Annotated in this window: 7 protein-coding genes; all 7 read right to left on the reverse strand. The window is 73.8% G+C overall.

From position 1 onward, the window contains the following. Positions 1-15: 15 nt before the first annotated feature. From AB5J55_RS28695 to AB5J55_RS28725, 7 genes are read right to left on the reverse strand one after another with little or no spacing between them, the layout of a single operon-like run. On the reverse strand, positions 16-3,315 hold the full coding sequence (locus AB5J55_RS28695; protein ID WP_369273393.1) for an amino acid adenylation domain-containing protein: 3,300 nt from the start codon (positions 3,313-3,315) through the stop codon (positions 16-18). Further along, a complete protein-coding gene (locus AB5J55_RS28700) occupies positions 3,305-7,174 on the reverse strand; it encodes an amino acid adenylation domain-containing protein (RefSeq protein ID WP_369273394.1) in 3,870 nt (1,289 codons plus the stop codon). The genes AB5J55_RS28695 and AB5J55_RS28700 overlap by 11 nt, the downstream gene beginning before the upstream one ends. Continuing rightward, positions 7,174-11,913, reverse strand: coding sequence for an amino acid adenylation domain-containing protein (locus AB5J55_RS28705; protein ID WP_369273395.1), 4,740 nt, complete (start codon positions 11,911-11,913; stop codon positions 7,174-7,176). Before AB5J55_RS28705 ends, AB5J55_RS28700 begins: the two co-directional genes overlap by 1 nt. Before the next feature lie 34 nt (positions 11,914-11,947). Next, a complete protein-coding gene (locus AB5J55_RS28710; RefSeq protein WP_369273396.1) occupies positions 11,948-13,015 on the reverse strand; it encodes a MupA/Atu3671 family FMN-dependent luciferase-like monooxygenase in 1,068 nt (355 codons plus the stop codon). Next, positions 13,006-16,566 carry an amino acid adenylation domain-containing protein gene (locus tag AB5J55_RS28715; RefSeq protein WP_369273397.1) on the reverse strand — a complete coding sequence of 1,187 codons (3,561 nt, stop codon included), beginning with the start codon at positions 16,564-16,566 and terminating at the stop codon, positions 13,006-13,008. Before AB5J55_RS28715 ends, AB5J55_RS28710 begins: the two co-directional genes overlap by 10 nt. A 28-nt stretch (positions 16,567-16,594) precedes the next feature. Further along, positions 16,595-16,801, reverse strand: coding sequence for an MbtH family protein (locus tag AB5J55_RS28720; protein ID WP_369273398.1), 207 nt, complete (start codon positions 16,799-16,801; stop codon positions 16,595-16,597). Between the two features lie 2 nt (positions 16,802-16,803). After that, positions 16,804-18,315 (reverse strand): MFS transporter, encoded by a 1,512-nt coding sequence (locus tag AB5J55_RS28725; protein WP_369273399.1) that lies wholly within the window; start codon positions 18,313-18,315, stop codon positions 16,804-16,806. Between the last annotated feature and the right edge of the window lie 46 nt (positions 18,316-18,361).

The following is an 18,361-nucleotide window of genomic DNA, read 5'->3' on the forward strand; positions in this document are numbered from 1 at the left end:
GGACTTCCTCGGTCGTCATCGCGTCGTGCCTTTCCTGGAACGGATCTTCTGCAGGGCCGCCCGGCGGTCGCTGCCGCGCCGGGCCGCCTCCTCGCGGGGTGCGGTGTCCACGGCCGTACTGTCGAGGTGGGCCGACACGGCGGCCACCGTCGGATGCCGGAAGAGGTCGACCAGGGTGAGGTCCCGGTGCTCCGGGTGCTCCTGGAGTGCCGCGAGGACCGCCAGCAGCCGTACCGAATTGCCGCCGAGGTCGAAGAAGTTGTCGTGCACGCCGACCCGGTCCAGGGTCAGTACCTGCTGCCAGACCTCGGCCACGCGCTGTTCGGTCGCGGTGCCCGGAGCGGTGTACGACTCGCTCAGGGCCGGCCGTGACGAGGAGGGTTCGGGAAGCCGGGACCGGTCGATCTTGCCGGAGCGGTTCAGGGGCAGTTCCGGCAGGCGTACGAACGCATCCGGGACCATGTAGCCGGGCAGCCGCTCCGCCAGGTGGGCACGCAGCACCGCGTCCGGCACCTCCGTGGTGGTGACCACGTACGCCACCAGCCGCTGCTCGGCACCCTCGCCGCGCACCGCGGCCGCGGCCACCGTGACGTCGGCATGCCCTGCCAGCAGGGCCTCGATCTCGCCCAGTTCGATCCGGTAGCCGCGCAGCTTCACCTGGGAGTCCCCGCGGCCGAGGTAGTGCAGCACGTCGTGCGCGTCGACACGGCACAGGTCCCCGGTGCGGTACATCCGGCTGCCGGGCGGACCGTACGGGTCGGCGACGAAGCGTTCGGCGGTCATCCCGGGCCGGCCGATGTAGCCGCGGGCCAGGGTGGCGCCGGCGACGTAGAGCTCGCCGGTCACGCCGACCGGGACCGGGCGCAGCCGGCGGTCCAGGACGTAGGCGCGGGAGCCGGGGACGGTGTGACCGATCACCACCGGCTCGCCCGGACGCAGCTCGGCCGTGGTGGAGTACACGGTGGCCTCGCTGGGGCCGTACGCGTTGACGATCCGGCGGCCCTGCTCGCCGAGCCGCTCCACCAGTTCGGCCGGGCACGCCTCGCCGCCGACCGCGAGCGTGCGCAGGTCGGGCAGGGCGCCCGGGGCGCGGGGCAGGGTCATCGCGGCGGACGGCGGCAGGAAGACGTACGTGATGCGGGAGTCCCTGAGCCGTTTCTGGAGCGCCTCGCCGAGCCGCTCGTCCTCCTGCGCGATGTGCAGTTCCGCGCCCGCGACCCAGGGGAAGAACAGGTCGGACACGGCCACGTCGAAGCCGAACGACACGAACTGCAGGACACGGTCCTCGGCGGTCACCGGGAACACGGGGCGCACGTTCGTCGCGAGGTTCAGCAGCGAGCGGTGCTCGACGGCGACGCCCTTCGGGACGCCGGTGGAGCCGGAGGTGAAGAGGACGTAGGCGAGGTCGCCGGGGGCGCACGACACCGGGGCCGGCGCGGGTGCCGTGTCCGCGTCCTCGTCGACCCGTAGTTCCGGTACGACCGTCCCGGCCAGGCCCGTTGTCTCCGCCGCCGTCAGCAGCAGGGACGTGGCGGAGTTGGTGATCATGTAGGCGAGGCGGGCCGCCGGATGTGCCGGGTCCAGGGGCACGTACGCGGCGCCGGCGCGGAGCACCGCGAGGGCGGCGATGCCCATGTCGGCGCCGCGAGGGAGGAGGAGGCCGATGCGGTCTCCTCGTTGCGCTCCGCGCGCCTGGAGCCGGGATGCGAGAGTGTCGGCGCGGTCCAGTAGTTCGCGGTACGTCAGCCGCAGGGCGCCGCAGACGAGGGCGGTGGCCTCCGGCTGCTTGGCGGCGCGGTCCGCTATGAGGTCGGGTACCAGCTGCGCCGCAGGGGGTGGCGCGTTGTGTCGTATGGCGACTGCGGGGCCGTCGTGGCCGGGCGCGCCCACGCGGCGGAGCCGCATATCGACACGGCCCGCGCCCCTGGAGGGGGTTGCTGTCCCCTGCGTCAGCAGGCGGGTGAGTTCGTCCGAAGGCAGCATGTCCACTGTCGACAAGGGCGCGTCCGGGCTGTCCAGCAAGCCCCCCAACAGCGTCTCGAAGCACCGCACCCACCGTCGTACCGTCTCCGCCTCGAACAGTGCGCTGCGGTGGATGAGATACGCGGCCAGGTCCTCGCCCCAGCGCTCCACCTGGAGGTGGAAGTCGAACTTCGCGGTGTCCAGGCCGACGTGGACGCGTTCGGTCTCGGCGCCGGCCAGGCGCAGCGTCAGTTCGGTGTCGTCGTCGTAGCCGAAGACCACCTGGACGACCGGGTCGTGGCTGATCTCGCGGGCGGGGGCGACCGCGTTCACGACGGCTTCGAAGGGAGCGTCCTGGTACGGCTGGGAGTCCAGCAGGGCCTTGCGCAGGCGGTCGATCAGGTCGTGGTACGACGGGTCGCCGGACAGGTCGATCCGCAGGGCCAGGGTGTTGGTCAGCATGCCGACCAGGTCCTGGAGTTCCGGTCGGTCCCGGCCCGAGACGGGGAAGCCGATCACCAGGTCCTCGGAGCCCGACAGACGGCTCACGAACGCGGCGTACGCGGCGAAGACCGCCATGAACGGCGTACCGCCGCGCGCCCGTGCCGTCTCGGCGATCCGCCCGCGGACCGCGGCCGGCAGCGTGAACCGTTCGGTGCCGCCCGCCGCCGAACGGACCGCGCCTCGCGGCCGGTCCAAGGGCAGCGGGACCGTCTCGGCGGCGCCCCGCAGCCACTCGGCCCAGTAAGCGACGGAGCCGGCGTACTCGCCGCCCGCCTGCCGCTCGCGCTGCCAGGACGCGAAGTCCGGGAACTGGAGGGCGAGTTCGGGCAGCGAGTGGGCCAGCCCCTTGGTCTCGTTCTCGTAGCCGGCCGACAGCTCCCGCAGCAGCACGCCCAGCGACCAGCCGTCGCACACCAGATGGTGGGCGACGAGCAGGATGCGGTGGCTGCCGTCGGCCACCGCGTACAGCGTGCAGCGCAGCAGCGGGCCGGTCGCCACATCGAACGGGCGGGCGGCCTCCGCGCGCATCCGGGTGTCCACCTCGGCCACGGGGACATCGCGCTCCACGCGCGGCTCGGCCCTCCCGGCCGCCGACACGATCTGCAGCGGCACTCCGTCGGTGCCGGTGCGGAACACCGTGCGCAGCGACTCGTGCCGGACGACGAGCGCGTCGAGGGCACGGCCGAAGGCCGCCATGTCGAAGGGCCCGTGCACGGCGAAGGCGGCGGGCACGTGGTAGGTCGCGCTGCCCGGGTCCATGTGGTGCAGGACGAGCAGCCGGGCCTGCGCGTCCGAGGTCGGGAACTCGTACTCCTCAGAGGTCCCCGTACCGATGTCGTCAGCGTCCATCTGCCTGTGCTCCGTCCCCCGTGCGGTCCCTTGCCAGTACGGTCTCCACGGCCGTGGCGATCTCGCCGACCGGCCCCGCCGTGAGCACATCGCTGTGCTCACAGTCCAGTTCGTGTACGTCCACCCCGGCCGAGCAGGCCTGCCACGCCGCGTACTTCTCCTCGGTCGTGGCCTCCGCCGTGCGGGTGGCCGAGAAGAGGGTCACGCGGCCGTCGTACGGCGACGGCCGCCACGCGCGGGCCAACTCGATGTACCGCTCCATGGCGGCGACCAGGGTGTCGAGGCGCTGTTCGTCCAGGTCGGCGAGCAGGGCGCTGTGCGCGTGGACGCGTGCGACGACCTCGGCCCGCTCCAGCGGTCCCGGCCCGGCCGCAACCCCGGGCAGCGCGTTGCGCAGCAGGCCGGCCAGCGCGGCCTGTTCCACGACCGCCGGGTCCAGCGGTACGCGTGCCACCTCGGGCGGCTTCGGCATCGCGTCCAGCACGGCGACGAGCTCGACCTGCTCGCCGGCCGCGCGCAGCCGCACCGCCAGCTCATGGGCGATGGGCCCGCCGAAGGACCGGCCGAGCAGCAGATACGGCCCGTGCGGCCGCACCGCCCGGATGCGTGACAGGTAGCTCCCGGCCAACTCGGCCACAGTTTCCGGCAGTTGCCCGCCGTGCAGCACCGGCGTCTGCAACGCGTACACCGGCCGCCCGGGCGCGAGGTGCGGCAGCAGCGCCGCGTACGCCCAGCCGAGCCCCAGCCCCGGGTGCAGACAGAACAGCGGGGGCAGGTCGCCCTCGCGGCGCAGGGTGAGCAGCGGGGCGTAGGCGTCCTCGTCCCGGTCCTCCGCCTGCCCTGTCGTCAGGCGCGCGGCGAGCGCGGCGGGTGTGGGCGCCTCGAACAGCACGGCCGGTGGCACCCGGGCCCCCAGCTCCGCCTGGATCCTCGCGGTCAGGCGCAGAGCGAGCAGCGAGTGACCGCCGTGCGCGAAGAAGTCGGCGTCGGGGCCGAGCCCGTCGACGCCCAGCACCTGCGCGAACAGCGTGCACAACCGCTGCTCGCGCCCCGGCCGGGCGATCCGCCTCCCACTGTCCCGGCGGCCGCCCGCCGGCTCGGGCTCGGGCAGCGCAGCCCGGTCGACCTTGCCGTGCGCGGTCAGGGGTACGGCGTCCAGGCGGGCCCACGCCGACGGCAGCAGATGCGCGGGCAGCACGCGCGCCGCGTGCTCCCGTACGAGGTCCAGGTCGCCGCCCACGACATACGCGACCAGCCTCTTGCCGCCGTCCGGCCCGGGGCGCGCGGCGACCACGGCCCGCTCCACGCCCGGGCAGGCGGTCAGCGCGGCCTCCACCTCGCCGGGCTCGATCCGGAAGCCGCGCACCTTGACCTGGTCGTCGCCGCGGCCCATGAATTCCAGGTCACCGCCCGGGAGGCGGCGCACCAGATCGCCCGTGTGGTACATCCGGGCGCCGGGCGGCCCGTACGGATCGGCGACGAAGCGCTCGGCGGTCCGGCCGGGGCGGTTCAGGTATCCGTGGGCGAGCCCGGCACCGGCGACGTACAGCTCGCCGACCGTGCCCGCCGGTACCGGGCGCAGGAGGTGGTCCAGGACGTGGGCGCGGGTGTTGTCGAGGGGCCGGCCGATCGGCACGGACGCGCCGACGTCACCGGTCACACCGTGGGCCGTGGCGAACACCGTGGTCTCGGTGGGGCCGTAGCCGTTGACGACCCGGGTGCCGGGACACAGTTCGCGCACCCGGCGCACCGCCTCGGGCGCGAGGACGTCCCCGCCCGCCCACACCTCACGCACACTGCCGAGCACCTCGGGCGCGATCTCCGCGACGGTGCGCAGGAGTTCGGCGGTGAGCCACACGGCCGTGACGCGAGCTTCGGGAAGCAGCCTCTTGAGTACGTCAGGGGTGACCGGGCCGGGCGGGGCGACCACCACGGTGCCGCCGTTCAGCAGGGGCACCCACGTCTCGTAGGTCGACGCGTCGAAGGTGTGCGGGCTGTGCAGGAGGACCCGCTCGTGAGCGCCTCCCGTGAAGCGGGAGTCGGCGGCGAGTTCGACGACGGCTCGGTGCGGGGTGACGATGCCCTTCGGTTCGCCCGTCGAGCCGGAGGTGTACATCACGTAGGCCGCAGATCCGGGGGGTACGGGGGGCGTCGGGGGGTGTGCGGTGGCGTCGGGTTCGCGAAGGTCCAACGTCCGGACGTCAGCCGGCAGGTTCACCTCCGTGGCCACCATCGCCACCCGCGCGTCAGCCGCCTCCACCAGCACCGCCGACCGTGCCGCCGGCGCCCCCGGATCCAGCGGCAGACAGCACGCGCCCGCCTTCAGCACGGCCAGCTGCGCGACGACCGTGGACAGGGACCGTGCCAGCGGCAGGGCCACCGTGTCGCCGGGTCGTACCCCCGCCTCCCGGAGCCGACCCGCGAGCGCGTGGGAGGCCGCGTCGAGACCGCCGTACGTCAGCACCTCGCCGTCGGACTCGACGGCGGGCGCGTTGGGCGTACGGGCCACCTGCTGGGCGAAGCGCCCGGGGATGCTCAACGTCTCGGGCACCGGACGCACCGGCCCGTCGGAGAGGGCGAGCAGCTGCCGCCGCTCCTGCGGCGGGAGGACGTCGAGCCGGTCGGCCGGTGTTCCGTGAGCGGAGGTCAGCGCCTCCAGGGCGTGCGCCAGGCGGGCGCCGATCGTGGCCGCCGAGATGCCCCGGCGGCAGCTGACCCGCAGCAGCATCCGTTCGCCGGCGACGACGGCGATGGTCACCGGGTAGTGCGTCGCGTCCCGTGTCTCGATCAGCTCGACGGCCGGCGCGGGCCCTTCGGTGCGCGGGAAGTTCTCGAACGCCAGGACCGTGTCGAAGAGTTCGCCCGCGCCGGTCGCCCGCTGCACCTGCGAGAGCCGTACGTGGTGATACGGCGCCAGCCGCAGCTGCTCGTCCTGGACGCGCGCCAGCAGCTCGTCGACGTTCTCGCCGGGACGCAGCCCGATCCGCACGGGCAGCGTGTTGATGAACAGCCCCACCATCCGCTCGACACCGGGCAGATCGTGCGGCCGCCCGGAGACGACCGCGCCGAACACCAGGTCCTCGGCGCCGGCCATCCGGGCCAGCACCAGGGCCCAGGCGGTCTGCGCGACGGTGTTGACGGTGACGCCGGCGTCCGCGGCACGTCGGGTGACGGCCGCCGTCAGCTCGGGTGTCAGCTCGATGTCGACCGTGTCCTCGGGGCCGTCGGGCCCCTGCGGCGACAGCAACGCGGGCCGCGTCAGACCGCCCAGCGCCTCGCGCCAGGCAGCCTCCGCGCGGACCTGGTCCTGAGCGTTCAGCCAGACCAGGTACTGCTTGAAGGGGGCGGCGGGTGAGAGCTCCCCATTACCCGCCGCCAGCGCCTCCAGATCCTGCGCGAGCAAGGGCAACGACCAACCGTCCAGCAGGATGTGGTGGAAGGTCAGCAACAGATCCGCACCCTCGTCGTGCCGCACCAGGGTGGCCCGTACCAACGGCGGCCGGGCCGGGTCGAAGCGGCGGTGCCGGTCCTCGGCCATGAGGCGGGCAAACTCCGCCTCCGTCCCGTCCGGTGTGCGCCCGGTGCGGTCGGTCTCCGTCCAGGGCAGCTTCACCGCACGCGGGATCACCTGTACCGGCCGGTCGACGTGCTCGTGCCTGAAGCACGCCCGCAGATTCGGATACCGCTCCAGCAGCCCGGCCACCCCGGCCCGCACCGCCTCGGCCGTGACACCGGGGGCGATCCGGAACCGCGCCTGCACCAGATACGGGTCGGGGCCCTCCGGATCACGCAGGGCGTGGAAGAGCAGCCCCTCCTGGGCGGGGGACAGCGGCAGTACGTCCGCGATACGGCCGCCCATCAGTAGTCCCCCTCGCTGTCCTCGTCGGCCGGCCCGAAGTCCAAGTCGTCCTCCAGTAGCGCGAGTTGATCGGAGGACAGGTCGACGAGCGGGAAGTCGGAGCTGGTGTGGCCGCCCGTGCCGTCCCGGCGGGTGTGCTCGACCAGCACCTCGATCGCCTCGCACCACAGCCGGGCCAGCTCCAGGACCTCGTCCTCGCCGAGCGCGCCGCGCGCGTACGAGAACCCGGCGCTGAGGCACAGCCGCCCGGAGCCCTGCTCCGTGACCAGCGCGTCGACTTCCACCGCGTGCCCGAGCGGCAGCGCCTCCGTGGCCATGCCGAGCAGCTCGCCGTCGGCCGTGTCGTCGCCGGAGAACCGGCCCAGGTAGTTGAAGCGCAGGTCGGGGACGGGCAGTGCGGCCAGCTTCGGGGCCGTGTCCGGGTTGAGGTGGCGCAGCAGACCCCAGCCGAGGCCGCCCGAGGGGACCGCCCGCAACTGCTCCTTGATCTGCTTGAGCGCCTCTCCGGCCGCGTTCTGCGCGGGCTGCCAGAAGTCCGGGCCGAGCGCGGTGCCCGCGTCCACCCGGACCGGGTACTGGGTGGTGAACCAGCCGACCGTACGAGAGATGTCGGCCGACGTGGAGAGCGCCTCGCGGCCGTGGCCCTCCAGGTGGACCAGCAGGCCGGAGCCCTCGCGCCGTCGCCGTACCGCGGCCGCGGCCAGCGCCGTCAGCAGCACGGCGTCCGGACCGCAGTGGAAGGCCGCGGTCACCTCGGACAGGGCCGCCTCGGTGACCTCGGGCGTCAGCTCGACGGTGAGCACGGCACGGCTTGCGCCGACACCCCGCCCGCCCGCGATCCGCGCGTCCGGGCCGCTCAGCATCCGCTCCCACCAGGCGGACTCCACATCGGCAAGCTCGGGCCGCACCGCCTCCTGCGCCAGCAGCCGCGCCCAGCGCGCGAAGGACGTGCCCGTGCTCTCCGGCAGCCGCTCCCCGGCCAGCCCGGCGGCCAGTTCGGGACCGAGCAGCCGCCAGGACACCCCGTCCACCGCCAGATGGTGCACCGTCAGCAGGAGCAACCCCGACCGCCCGGCAGGAGCGACCAGCCGCGTCGCCCGCAGCATCTCGCCCTTCCCCGGGTCGAGCCGCACCGCCGCAGCCAACTCCTCGGCCCGCTCCCGCAGATCGGCACCGACGGGCACCTCGACACGGTCGACGGCCACGCCGGGAACGTCCTCGGGAACCTCCAACTCCCCGTCCACGAGCCGCATCCGCAGCACACCGTGCCGCTCGACCAGCCGGCGCACCGCCGCCTCGACCCGCTCCGGGGTCACGTCCCGCGGCACCGGGAACACCATCGACTGCGTGAACGCCGCCGCGTCCCCGCCGCCCTGCTCACGCCACCAGCGCATGACCGGCGTGAGCGGGAAGCGCCCGGCGCCGGAGTCCGGGCCCGAATCCGCGCCGAGGCCCGTCACCTCCCGCGCCGTCAGCGCGAGTGCGGCCGGCGTGCGGGCGGTGAAGACGTCACGCGGGGTGATGCCGAGCCCCGCCCCCGAAGCGCGCCCCGCGAGCTGGATCGCCATGATGCTGTCGCCGCCGAGCCGGAAGAAGTCGTCGTCGGCACCGACCCGTTCGACGCCGAGCACCTCCTCGAACAGGGCGCACAGGGTGACTTCGCGGACGCCCTCCGGCGCCCGACCGGCACCGCCGGGACGGGTCCCAGGCGCGGGCAGCGCCCCCCGGTCCAGCTTGCCGTTGGGCGCCAGTGGCAGGGCCTGAAGCACCACCACGTCGGCCGGCACCATGGCGGCGGGCAACCGCCCGGCGGCGTACGCCAGCAGGGCGTCCGGCGCCGGTTCCGTGCCGGATGCGCCGACGACGTACGCGACGAGCCGCGGCCTGCCCGGCCGGTCCTCCCGTACGACGGCCACCGCCTGTTCCACCGAAGGGTGCCCGGCGAGGGCGGCCGCGATCTCGCCCGGCTCGATGCGCTGCCCCCGGATCTTCACCTGGTCGTCGGACCGGCCCAGGTACTCCAGCTGCCCGTCGTCACGGCGCCGGGCCAGGTCCCCGGTGCGGTACATGCGTGCGCCGGGCCCCCCGTACGGGTCGGCGACGAACCGCTCGGCGGTCGCCCCCGGCCGGCCCAGATAGCCGTACGCCACCCCCGGGCCCGCCAGATACAGCTCGCCGCTCACCCCGGGCGGCACCGGCCGCAGCCGCCCGTCGAGCACGTACGCCCGGGTGCCCGGCAGCGGGGCGCCGATGGGCGGGGCCGTGCCGTCACCGGTCAGCGGGCCCGAGACGGTGGCGGCGACGGTGAACTCGGTGGGCCCGTAGGCGTTGTGGAACCGGCGTCCGCCGACCGCCCAGCGGGCCACCAGCTCCGGCGGGCACGCCTCCGCACCCACGGCCAGCGACCGCAACTGCGGGTACTTCCCGGTGGGCAGGGTCGCCAGCACCGACGGCGGCAGCATCGCGGCGCTGATCCGCAGTCCGGTCAGCACATCGGCCAGCCCTTGCCCGGCTAGCGGCCCCTCGGGCGGCACGACCAGCGTTCCGCCCGAGCCGAACGCCATGCACATCTCGGCCACGGAGATGTCGAACGCGGGCGACCCGAGCTGCAGGACCCTGCTGCCGGGGCCCAACGCCATGGAGTCCACGAGCCCCTGAGCGAGCGCGGCCAGCCCGGTGTGCGGCACGAGAACGCCCTTGGGGCGCCCGGTGGACCCGGAGGTGTGTATGACGTAGGCCGGTTCGAACGCCCCGCAGGGGCGCGGGGCTGCCATTGACTTGCGGCTGCTGCCGCGTGGGCGCGACCAGCCACGACTGCGCGGCAGACGGTCAACAGCATGTCCTGGCAATTCCAGCGAATCGCCCAACGCCAAGGTCGGCACCTCCGTATCGACCGGCACCCCCCGCTCACCCACGACCAACAACACCGGCCCCGCATCCGCCAGCGCCAGCGAAACCCGCTCCGCCGGATAATCGGGATCGATCGGCAGATACGCCGCCCCGGCCCGCTGCACCGCCAGCAACGCAGGCACCATCGCCGAGGTGCGCCCCAGCGCGAGAGCCACGACCTCCCCCGGCCCCGCACCGCGCTCGGCGAACACCGCGGCCAACCGGTCAACCTCGTCGACGAGTTCGGCGTAGGTCAGCGCCAGCGATGCGGCCTCCAGCGCGGGCGCGTCGGGGGTGCGGGCCGCCTGCCGGGCCACCAGGTCGGGGAGAGCCAGCGGCTCGGGGGCCGGAGCGCCGGATGCCAATTCCGCGAGCCTGCGCCGGTCGGCCTCCGGCACCAGGCCGACCTCGGCGAGCGGCACCTCGGGGTCGGCGGTGAAGCGGCGCAGCAGCTCCAGGTAGGCGTCCGTCCAGTGCCGTACGGTGTCGGCGCCGAACAGGGCCGTACGGATCTCGAAGCTGCCGTCCATCGCGCCGTCGTCGGCGTCGCGGACGATGCCCACGAGGTCGTGCTCGCCGCCGGTGTGGATCCGCTCGGGCTCGCTGAACTCCCTGAGCGCGGCCACGCTGCGCTGCTGGGTGAGGTGCATGAACACCCACTGGAACAGCGGGGAGCGCCCGGCGCTGCGGTCGGGGGCGACCGTCGAGACGATCCGGCCCACGGGCACGTCGGCGTTGGCCATCAGCTCGGGGAAGTCCATGGCGAACCGGGACAGCACGTCGGCGAAGGAGTCCCCGGGCCGGATCCGCCAGCGGGTCGGGATGGCGTTCATGACGTACCCGATGACCCGCTCCAGGCCCTTGGCGGCCCGGTTGGCGGTCGGGGTTCCGAGCACCATGTCGTCGGCGCCGGTGAGGCGGTGCGCGAGGACCGCGAAGGCCGCCATCAGGACGACGTAGACGGAGGCGCCTCGCTCCCGGGCCAGGGCCCGAATCGCCTGGGCGGTCGGGGCCTCGACGCGGAAGGGGATCTGCGCGATCTCGTCGCCGGTGTCGTTGCGGCTGCCCGGCACCGTGAGCGGGCCCGGTGGCTCCGCCAGGTAGCGGCGCCAGAAGTCCAGCCGTGCCGCGAAGACGCCGGCCTCCTCCAACTCGCCCTGCCAGGAGGCGAAGTCGGCGTACTGGATGAGGGGACGGGACGTGGTCGTACCGCCGCCGTTGCCGGTGGCGTGGTGGGCTTCGGCGAACTCGGCCTGGAGCACGTCGAAGGACCACCAGTCGGCGATGACGTGGTGCAGGCCCAGCATCAGCGTGGTGCGCCGCTCGTCGACGGTGACGAGGCGGGCCCGCATCAGCGGTCCGCCGGCCAGGTCGAAGGAGCGGCGCCGGAAGGTCTCGAAGGCCTCCGCGATGGTGGTGCCGGTGCCGCGCAGGTCCTCCCGCTCCAGGACGAAACGGTCCTCGGGCGGGAAGGTGACGTACAGGGCGCCCGGCTCGCCGCCGATGCGCGCCCGCAGGATGTCGTGCTGGGACCGGACCAGGGTGAGCGCGGTCTCCAGCCGGTCCGGGTCGACCGGCTCGACCGTCTCGTCGAAGTGGTAGGCGCTGCACAGGTTCAGCGCCGGAGTGCCGGGATACAGCGACTCGTACACCCACAGGTCCTCCTGCGCGGGACTGAGCCGCACCGGCCCCTCCCCGTCCCGGCGCGGCACGACCGCCGGGATCAGACCCAGTTGCCCGGATTCCACGAGCCGGCGCATCAGCCGGACGCGCTGCTCACCGCTGAGCGCGCCGAACCGCTCGGCCATCGAGGCACCCGTCGCCCTGACCGCCCCCGTTGTCCCCGTCACGCCATTGCCTCCCGGAGTCTCGCGAAATCCCCTGTCACGCCACGTCCTCCCGGAGTTCGGCCAGCCGGTGCAGCCCGGCCAGCACCTCGTCGCGGCCGAGGCCGAAGTCCACGAAGCAGGCGACCTCGTCGCAGCCCAGCTCGCGCAGATCGGCGAGCATCTTCCGGCAGGTCCCGGCGGAGCCGAGCAGGCTGCCCCAGGTCAGATAGCGGTGGAAGGCGAACTCGGCGAGCAGCGCGGTCTGTTCCTCGGTGAGCTCCGCCGTCGCCTTGTCGGCCGAGCGGTTGGCGGTCGTCTGCCGGACGTACGACTGCAGATACCGCTTCAGCGGTACGCCGGCCAGCCGCCGCGCCTCCTCGTCGTCCGCGCCCACGAACGTGTGCGCCATCAGCGTCACCCGGCCGCGCGCGTCGGTGCCGCCCTGGTCGGGGGCGGCGGCGCAGGCCGCGCGATAGCGGGCGATCTTCTCGGCCAGCTCGTCCCGGCTCTGCCCGACGGTCGCCCCGAGCACCCCGGTGCGCAGGCTTCCGGCGGCCTCCCAGGTCGCGGGGTTGCCGGAGCTGGTCAGCCACAGGGGCAGGGTCTCCTGCACGGGGCGGGGCTGCGGCAGGACGGCGACCGAGGTGCCGGTGCCGTCGGTGAACTCGGCCGCCTCGCCGGCCCACAGCCGCCGCAGCAGCGAGATGTCCCGGAGGGTCTGCTCGCGTCGGCCCTCGTAGTTGTCCGGGGCCAGCACGAAATCGGTCGAGTGCCAGCCCGTGGCCGCCGACAGCCCGATCCGGCCGTGCGAGAGGTTGTCGACGACGGCCCAGTCCTCCGCGATCCGCAGCGGATGGTGCAGCGGCAGGATCACGCTGCCCGCCCGGATGTTGATCCGCTCGGTGGCCACCGCGAGCGCCGCGCTGAGCACCGGCGGGCTCGGGAACACCTGGCCCACCTGCTGGAAGTGCCGCTCGGGCGTCCAGATGGCGTGGAAGCCGAGCCGGTCCGCGGTGCGGGCCACCGTGAGGATGTCGTCGTAGGCCTCGCTGTGCCGCGGCGCGCCGCCGGCCGGGCTGTCGGCGGGTGTGTCGGCGCCGAAGAACATCACGCTCAGGTCCATGGCACCTCCTTCTGACTCGGGTCGTCGGTACGGCCTGTACCGGGGACGTCGGTACGGCTGCCGCGGCCCGGCTGCCGGGGAATGCGCGGCCGGCGCGGGATGGGCGCCGGGGCGGCGGGTGCCTCGGCCGGTGCCCGCTCCAGCTCGGCGGCGAGGGCGGCGACCGTGGGCGAGGTGAACAGCTGGGCGGCCGTCACCGTGCGACCGGCGCCCGTCAGGCGGGCCGCGACCCGTACCGCACGCAGGGAGTTGCCGCCGAGCCGGAAGAAGTCGTCATCCGGACCGATGTGCTCGACTCCGAGAACGTCGGACCAGACGGCGGCGATCTCCCGGTGCAGCGCGGAGTTTGCCGGGCCGCCCGCCAGGGGCGCGGGGGCGAGGACAGCGTCCCGCGCCGCGTCCGCCCGCCGGGGAGGCTCCGGCAGCCCGAGCCGGGACAGCGGTACGTCCGGCTCGGCGGCCCCCGCGCGCAGCGCCTCGACGACCGCGTCCGCCAGCCATTCGACGAACTCCCGCTCCAGACACGAGGTCCGGTACTCGAAGACCAGCGCCATGCCGTCCGGCGCGCCCGACGGACCGTGGTCGTCGGTGACGTCGACCAGCAGCTCGAACCGCGCGGTGCCGGTGCGCAGCGGCTCCACGCCGGACTCGGTGCCGGGCAGGCCCACCTCGGCCCGGGCGTTGTTCTGCAACGCCAGCACGACCTCGGTGAACGGCTGCCGCCCCGGGGGCCGTACGGGGTTGAGCGCTCCCACGACGTCCTCGAACGGCACGTCCTGGTGAGCGAAGGCGTCCAACGCCGTCTCCCGGGTACGCGCGAGCAGCTGCCGGGCCGTGGGGTCGCCGGAGGCGTCGTTGCGCAGCACCAGCATGTTGACGAAGAACCCGACGACGTCGTCAACCGTGCCGTCGTTCCCCCGCCCGGCGATCGGCGAGCCGACCGCCAGATCCTCGCCGGCCCCCGCACGCACCAGCACGGCGGCGAGAGCGGCGTGCAACGCCATGAAGAGCGTGGCGCCCTCCGCCCGGGCCCCGTCGACGATCAGCGCATGCGCCTGGGCGTCCAGCCGCCGTACGACCGTGGCGGCTTCCCGACCCGGCACGGCGGGCCTTCCGGGCCGCCGCGGGAGCAGGGGGCCACCGGTTCGAAGGCCGGCCAAGGCCTTGCGCCAGAAGGCGAGTTGGGTCGCGGCGAGCGATCCCGGATCGTCCGCCGAACCCAGCCGCCCCTGCTGCCGGCGGGCGAAGTCGGCATACGGCACCGGCAGCGGGGCGAGCTCCGGTGCGGCGCCGGAGACGCGGGCGGCGTAGGCCCGCGAAAGGTCCCGGAAGAGCGGGGGCAGCGACCAGCCGTCACCCGCGATGTGGTGCAGCACGAGCAGCAGCGCGTGCTCGCCCGGCCGGTCCCGGACGCCGAACAACACGGCGTGCAGGGGGAGTTCCGCGGCAAGGTCGAAGCGGTGCCGGGCGGCTGCGGTGACGGCCTTGTCCAACTCGCCGGACGGCACGTCGACTTGCCGAAGCCGAGGCAGGGCTTCGGCGCCGGCCCGTACCCGCTGCCACGGCTCGCCGTCGCGCTCCTCGAAGACCGTACGCAGCGCCGTCTGCCGGGCGGCCACGTCCCCGAGGGCGGCCCGAAGAGCCTCCGGGTCGACCTTGCCGCGCAGCCGCACCAGCACCGGAAGCGTGTAGGCGTTACCCGCGTCGACCTGGTCGAGGAACCACAGGCGGCGCTGGGCGTGCGACAGGGGCAGCGCATCCCCCTCCGGGGCGACTGCGGGCTCCTCGTCCCTCCCTGCCTCCGCCTTGCCGGCCTTCTCCACATAGGGCACCAGCGCCGCAGGCGTCCGGCCCTCGAACAGCGTCCGCACGCCGACCCGGGCGCCCAGCGTCAGCTGGATCCGCCCCAGCAGCCGCGCCACCGTCAGCGAGTTGCCGCCGAGTGCGAAGAAGTCGTCCTCGGGGCCCACCGACGCCACCCCCAGTACCTCGGAGAACAGCCCGCACAGCGCCTCCTCGACCGGGTCGGACGGCTGTCGTGCCAACGCCGACGCGAGGGAGCCGTTGACGGGGCCGGGCTCCGGCAGGGCGGCGCGGTCCAGCTTGCCGTTGGGGGTGAGGGGCAGGGCGTCGAGGAGCACGAAGGCGGCCGGGACGAGATAGTCGGCCAGTACGCGCGTCGCGTGGTCCCGCAGTTCCGCTGCCTGCAGCTGTTGCCGATGTCCTTCCCGAGGCACGACGTACGCGATCAGCCGCTGGTCACCCGTGGCGTCGGGACGAGCGACCACGGCGGCCCGGACGACGCCCTGATGGCCGGCCAGCACCGTCTCCACCTCGCCGGGCTCCACCCGGAACCCGCGGATCTTCACCTGCGCGTCGGCCCGCCCCAGGTACTCCAGCACCCCGTCCGCCCGGCGCCGCACCAGGTCACCGGTGCGGTACATCCGGCCACCGGCGGGCCCGTACGGGTCGGCCACGAACCGCTCGGCGGTCAGCTCGGAACGGCCGCAGTAGCCGAGGGCGACGCCCGCCCCGGCGGCGTAGAGCTCACCCGTCTCACCGTCCGCGACCGGCCGCAGCCGCTCGTCGAGCACCCGGAGCCGTTTGCCGGCCAGTGGGCGGCCGATCGGCACCGGGCTGCCGTCCCGTACCTCCTCGGCGGTGACCGGATGGACGGTCAGGAAGACCATGCCCTCGACCGGGCCGTAGCCGTTGCTCAGCCGCAGCGCGGGATGGCGCTCCAGGGCGCGGGCCGCGTGCGCGGGCGACAACGGCTCGCCTCCGACGATCAGTTCGCGTACGCCCGCGAGGGCTCGCGGGTACTCGTCGACGATCACGTGGAAGAGGGAGGCGGAGAGGTACAGGGAGGTGACGGCGTGCGTCTCGACCAGGCCGGCCATCACCACCGGGTCGGGACGCTGCCCCGGGTGCAGCACGCACAGGCCGCCGTTGAGCAGCGGACCCCACAGCTCCATCGCGAACGCGTCCCAGGACACGGGGGAGCACTGCAGCCACACCGCGCCGGGCCCGAACGACGCGAAGTCCTGCCCGGTCAGCGTCCCGGTGATGGCGGCGTGGGAGGCGACGATGCCCTTCGGGCGGCCGGTGGAGCCGGAGGTGAACATCACGCAGGCCGGGTCCTGCGGCCGTACCCCCACGGTGCCGCGCCGCAGTGGCTCGGCCCGTTCGGCGTCCTCCACGGTCACCGACTCGACCGCGGATATCGGCTGTTGGGAACCGCGCCGGGACACGACCAGCGTGACGCCCGCGTCGGCCGCCATCCCGCGCAGCCGTTCCGCCGGAAAGTCCGGGTCGAGCATCGCGTAGCCGGCACCGGCCTTGAGCGTGCCGAGCAGGGCCACCACCATCTCGGCGGACCGCTCCAGATATACGCCCACCAGGGCACCCGGCCGCACGCCGTGGCGCCGCAGCAGCCCGGCCAACCGGTCGGCCCGCGCGTCGAGTTCGCCGTAGCTCAGCCGCTCGTCGCCGTGCACCAGCGCGGTCGCCGCCGGTGTCCGCCGGGCCCGTTCCTCGAAAAGTTCATGCACGCCGTGCAACGCCCCCGTTGCCTCCGTCTCAGGCATCGGAGGCCGTGCGGGCGGGACTTATGTCGGTCCAGCGGTCCTCTACGTAGGCGAGGCAGTCCGCCCGGCTGCTCGCGGCCAGGGCCACGTCCCACCCGTCCGGCACGGTGATCCCGTCGGGCCAGAGCGAGAACTGGCCCTCGGCGTTGGTGAGTACGAGGTAGGTGCCGTTCTCGTCCTCGAACGGATTGGTGGTCATGATCAGCCCTCCACGAGTTCTTTGTTCCCGGGGTTGTCGGGGTGGTCGGGGTGGTCGGGGTTCTCCGGCCCCTCGGGGTCGCCGGGGCGTCCGGAGCTGTGGGCGGCGTTGCCGTCGGTGGCGTCGCTGTCGGCGGCGCCGGGGGAGTCGTCGGTGACATCGGGCAGCAGCGTGTCGATCTCCCGCACCGTGCGCCGCGTCATGCTCAGCACCCCGACGGCGATACCGCACAGACCCGCGATGAGCAGCATCGCGGCCATGCCGCTGCCCGGCCCGTCGCCCACGAGCGGCCCCAGCACCACGAAGATCCCGGTGCCTTCCGCGGCCTGCGGTTCGAAGACCTCGTCGGCGAGCGGCCCGGAGACGGCGGTCGCCAGCGGGACGGAGATCTGCGACAGGAACATCACGGCGCCGAAGACCCGGCCGTGCCACTCCTGAGGCACCTTGGTCTGCACGATCGCCTGCATCACGCCGTTGATCATCGGCATCAGCGCCGCGCCCACGAGAATGGCCGCGCACCAGCCGATCACGCCCCCCACGAGTGCCATCGCCACCTGGGCGGACAGACACATCCCGATGATCCCGAGCAGCATGCCCCGGGCCCGGTTCTTCGGCCCGCTCCACGCCGCCATCAGCAGCCCGCCCGCGACCCCGCCGACACCGATCGCGGTGTTGACGCTCGCCAGTGCCGCGGTCTCACCGCCGGACCGGGCCAGAACCATGGGCTGCACGGCGGCGAAGCCGAAGACCATGACCAGGTTGACCACGCAGAAGGCCAGCATCAGATCGCGCAGGCTCGGATACCGGAAGAGGAACCGCATCCCCTCCACGGCCTCTGCGGTGAGCTTCTTGCGCGGCCCGCCCGCCGGCTTGCTCGCGGGACCGGTGTCCCCCCGCATCCGCACGACCCGGATGGCGACCAGCGCGAGAGCGAAGCTCACCAGGTCGGCGACGAGGATGAAACCCAGCCCGGAGAACGCCACCAGCAGCCCGCCCAGAGCGGGACCGCCGACGTCCGCCGTGCTCTTGGCGCTGGCCAGCAGACTGTTGGCCCGCTGGAGCTGGGCCTTGTCCACGAGCAGCGGCACCGAGGCGCCCAATGCCGGGAACTGGAAGGCGGCGGCCGAGCCGAGCAGCATGACGGCCGCGTAGACCTCCCAGGTGTGCAGCCCGCCGGTGAAGTGCAGGACGCCGAGCAGCGCCACGATCAACAGCCCGCCGCCGTCGGCGACTTGCAGCGCCGTGCGTCGCTTGACCCGGTCGACGAAGGCTCCGGCGAGCGGGCTCAACAGCACCTGGGGGAGGAGGGCACACAGCGACAGCGTGGTCAGCGCCGTCGCGCGGCCGGTGGCCGACCAGGTCTCGAAGACGAAGGCGAAACGCAGGACGGAATTACCGACCAGCGATATCGCCTGCCCGCTCCAGACGAGCATGAAGGGGCCCATGCCGGTGAACCGGCCCGGCTTTCCCCCGTCCTGCGCGGTGTCGTCGAGCGAGCGCGCCGAATCGGCCACGTGCGTACCCCCGTCGAATGTGGCTTCCGACCGAGAACCCTAGTTC

The organism is Streptomyces sp. R11, from assembly GCF_041051905.1.
Classification (GTDB): domain Bacteria; phylum Actinomycetota; class Actinomycetes; order Streptomycetales; family Streptomycetaceae; genus Streptomyces.

Excerpts from the sequence above, each read along its gene's own strand:
- AB5J55_RS28695 (WP_369273393.1), bottom strand. The coding sequence starts at position 3,315 with ATGGACGCTGACGACATCGGTACGGGGACCTCTGAGGAGTACGAGTTC.
- AB5J55_RS28710 (WP_369273396.1), bottom strand. The coding sequence starts at position 13,015 with ATGGACCTGAGCGTGATGTTCTTCGGCGCCGACACACCCGCCGACAGC.
- AB5J55_RS28720 (WP_369273398.1), bottom strand. The coding sequence starts at position 16,801 with ATGACCACCAATCCGTTCGAGGACGAGAACGGCACCTACCTCGTACTC.
- AB5J55_RS28700 (WP_369273394.1), bottom strand. The coding sequence starts at position 7,174 with ATGGGCGGCCGTATCGCGGACGTACTGCCGCTGTCCCCCGCCCAGGAG.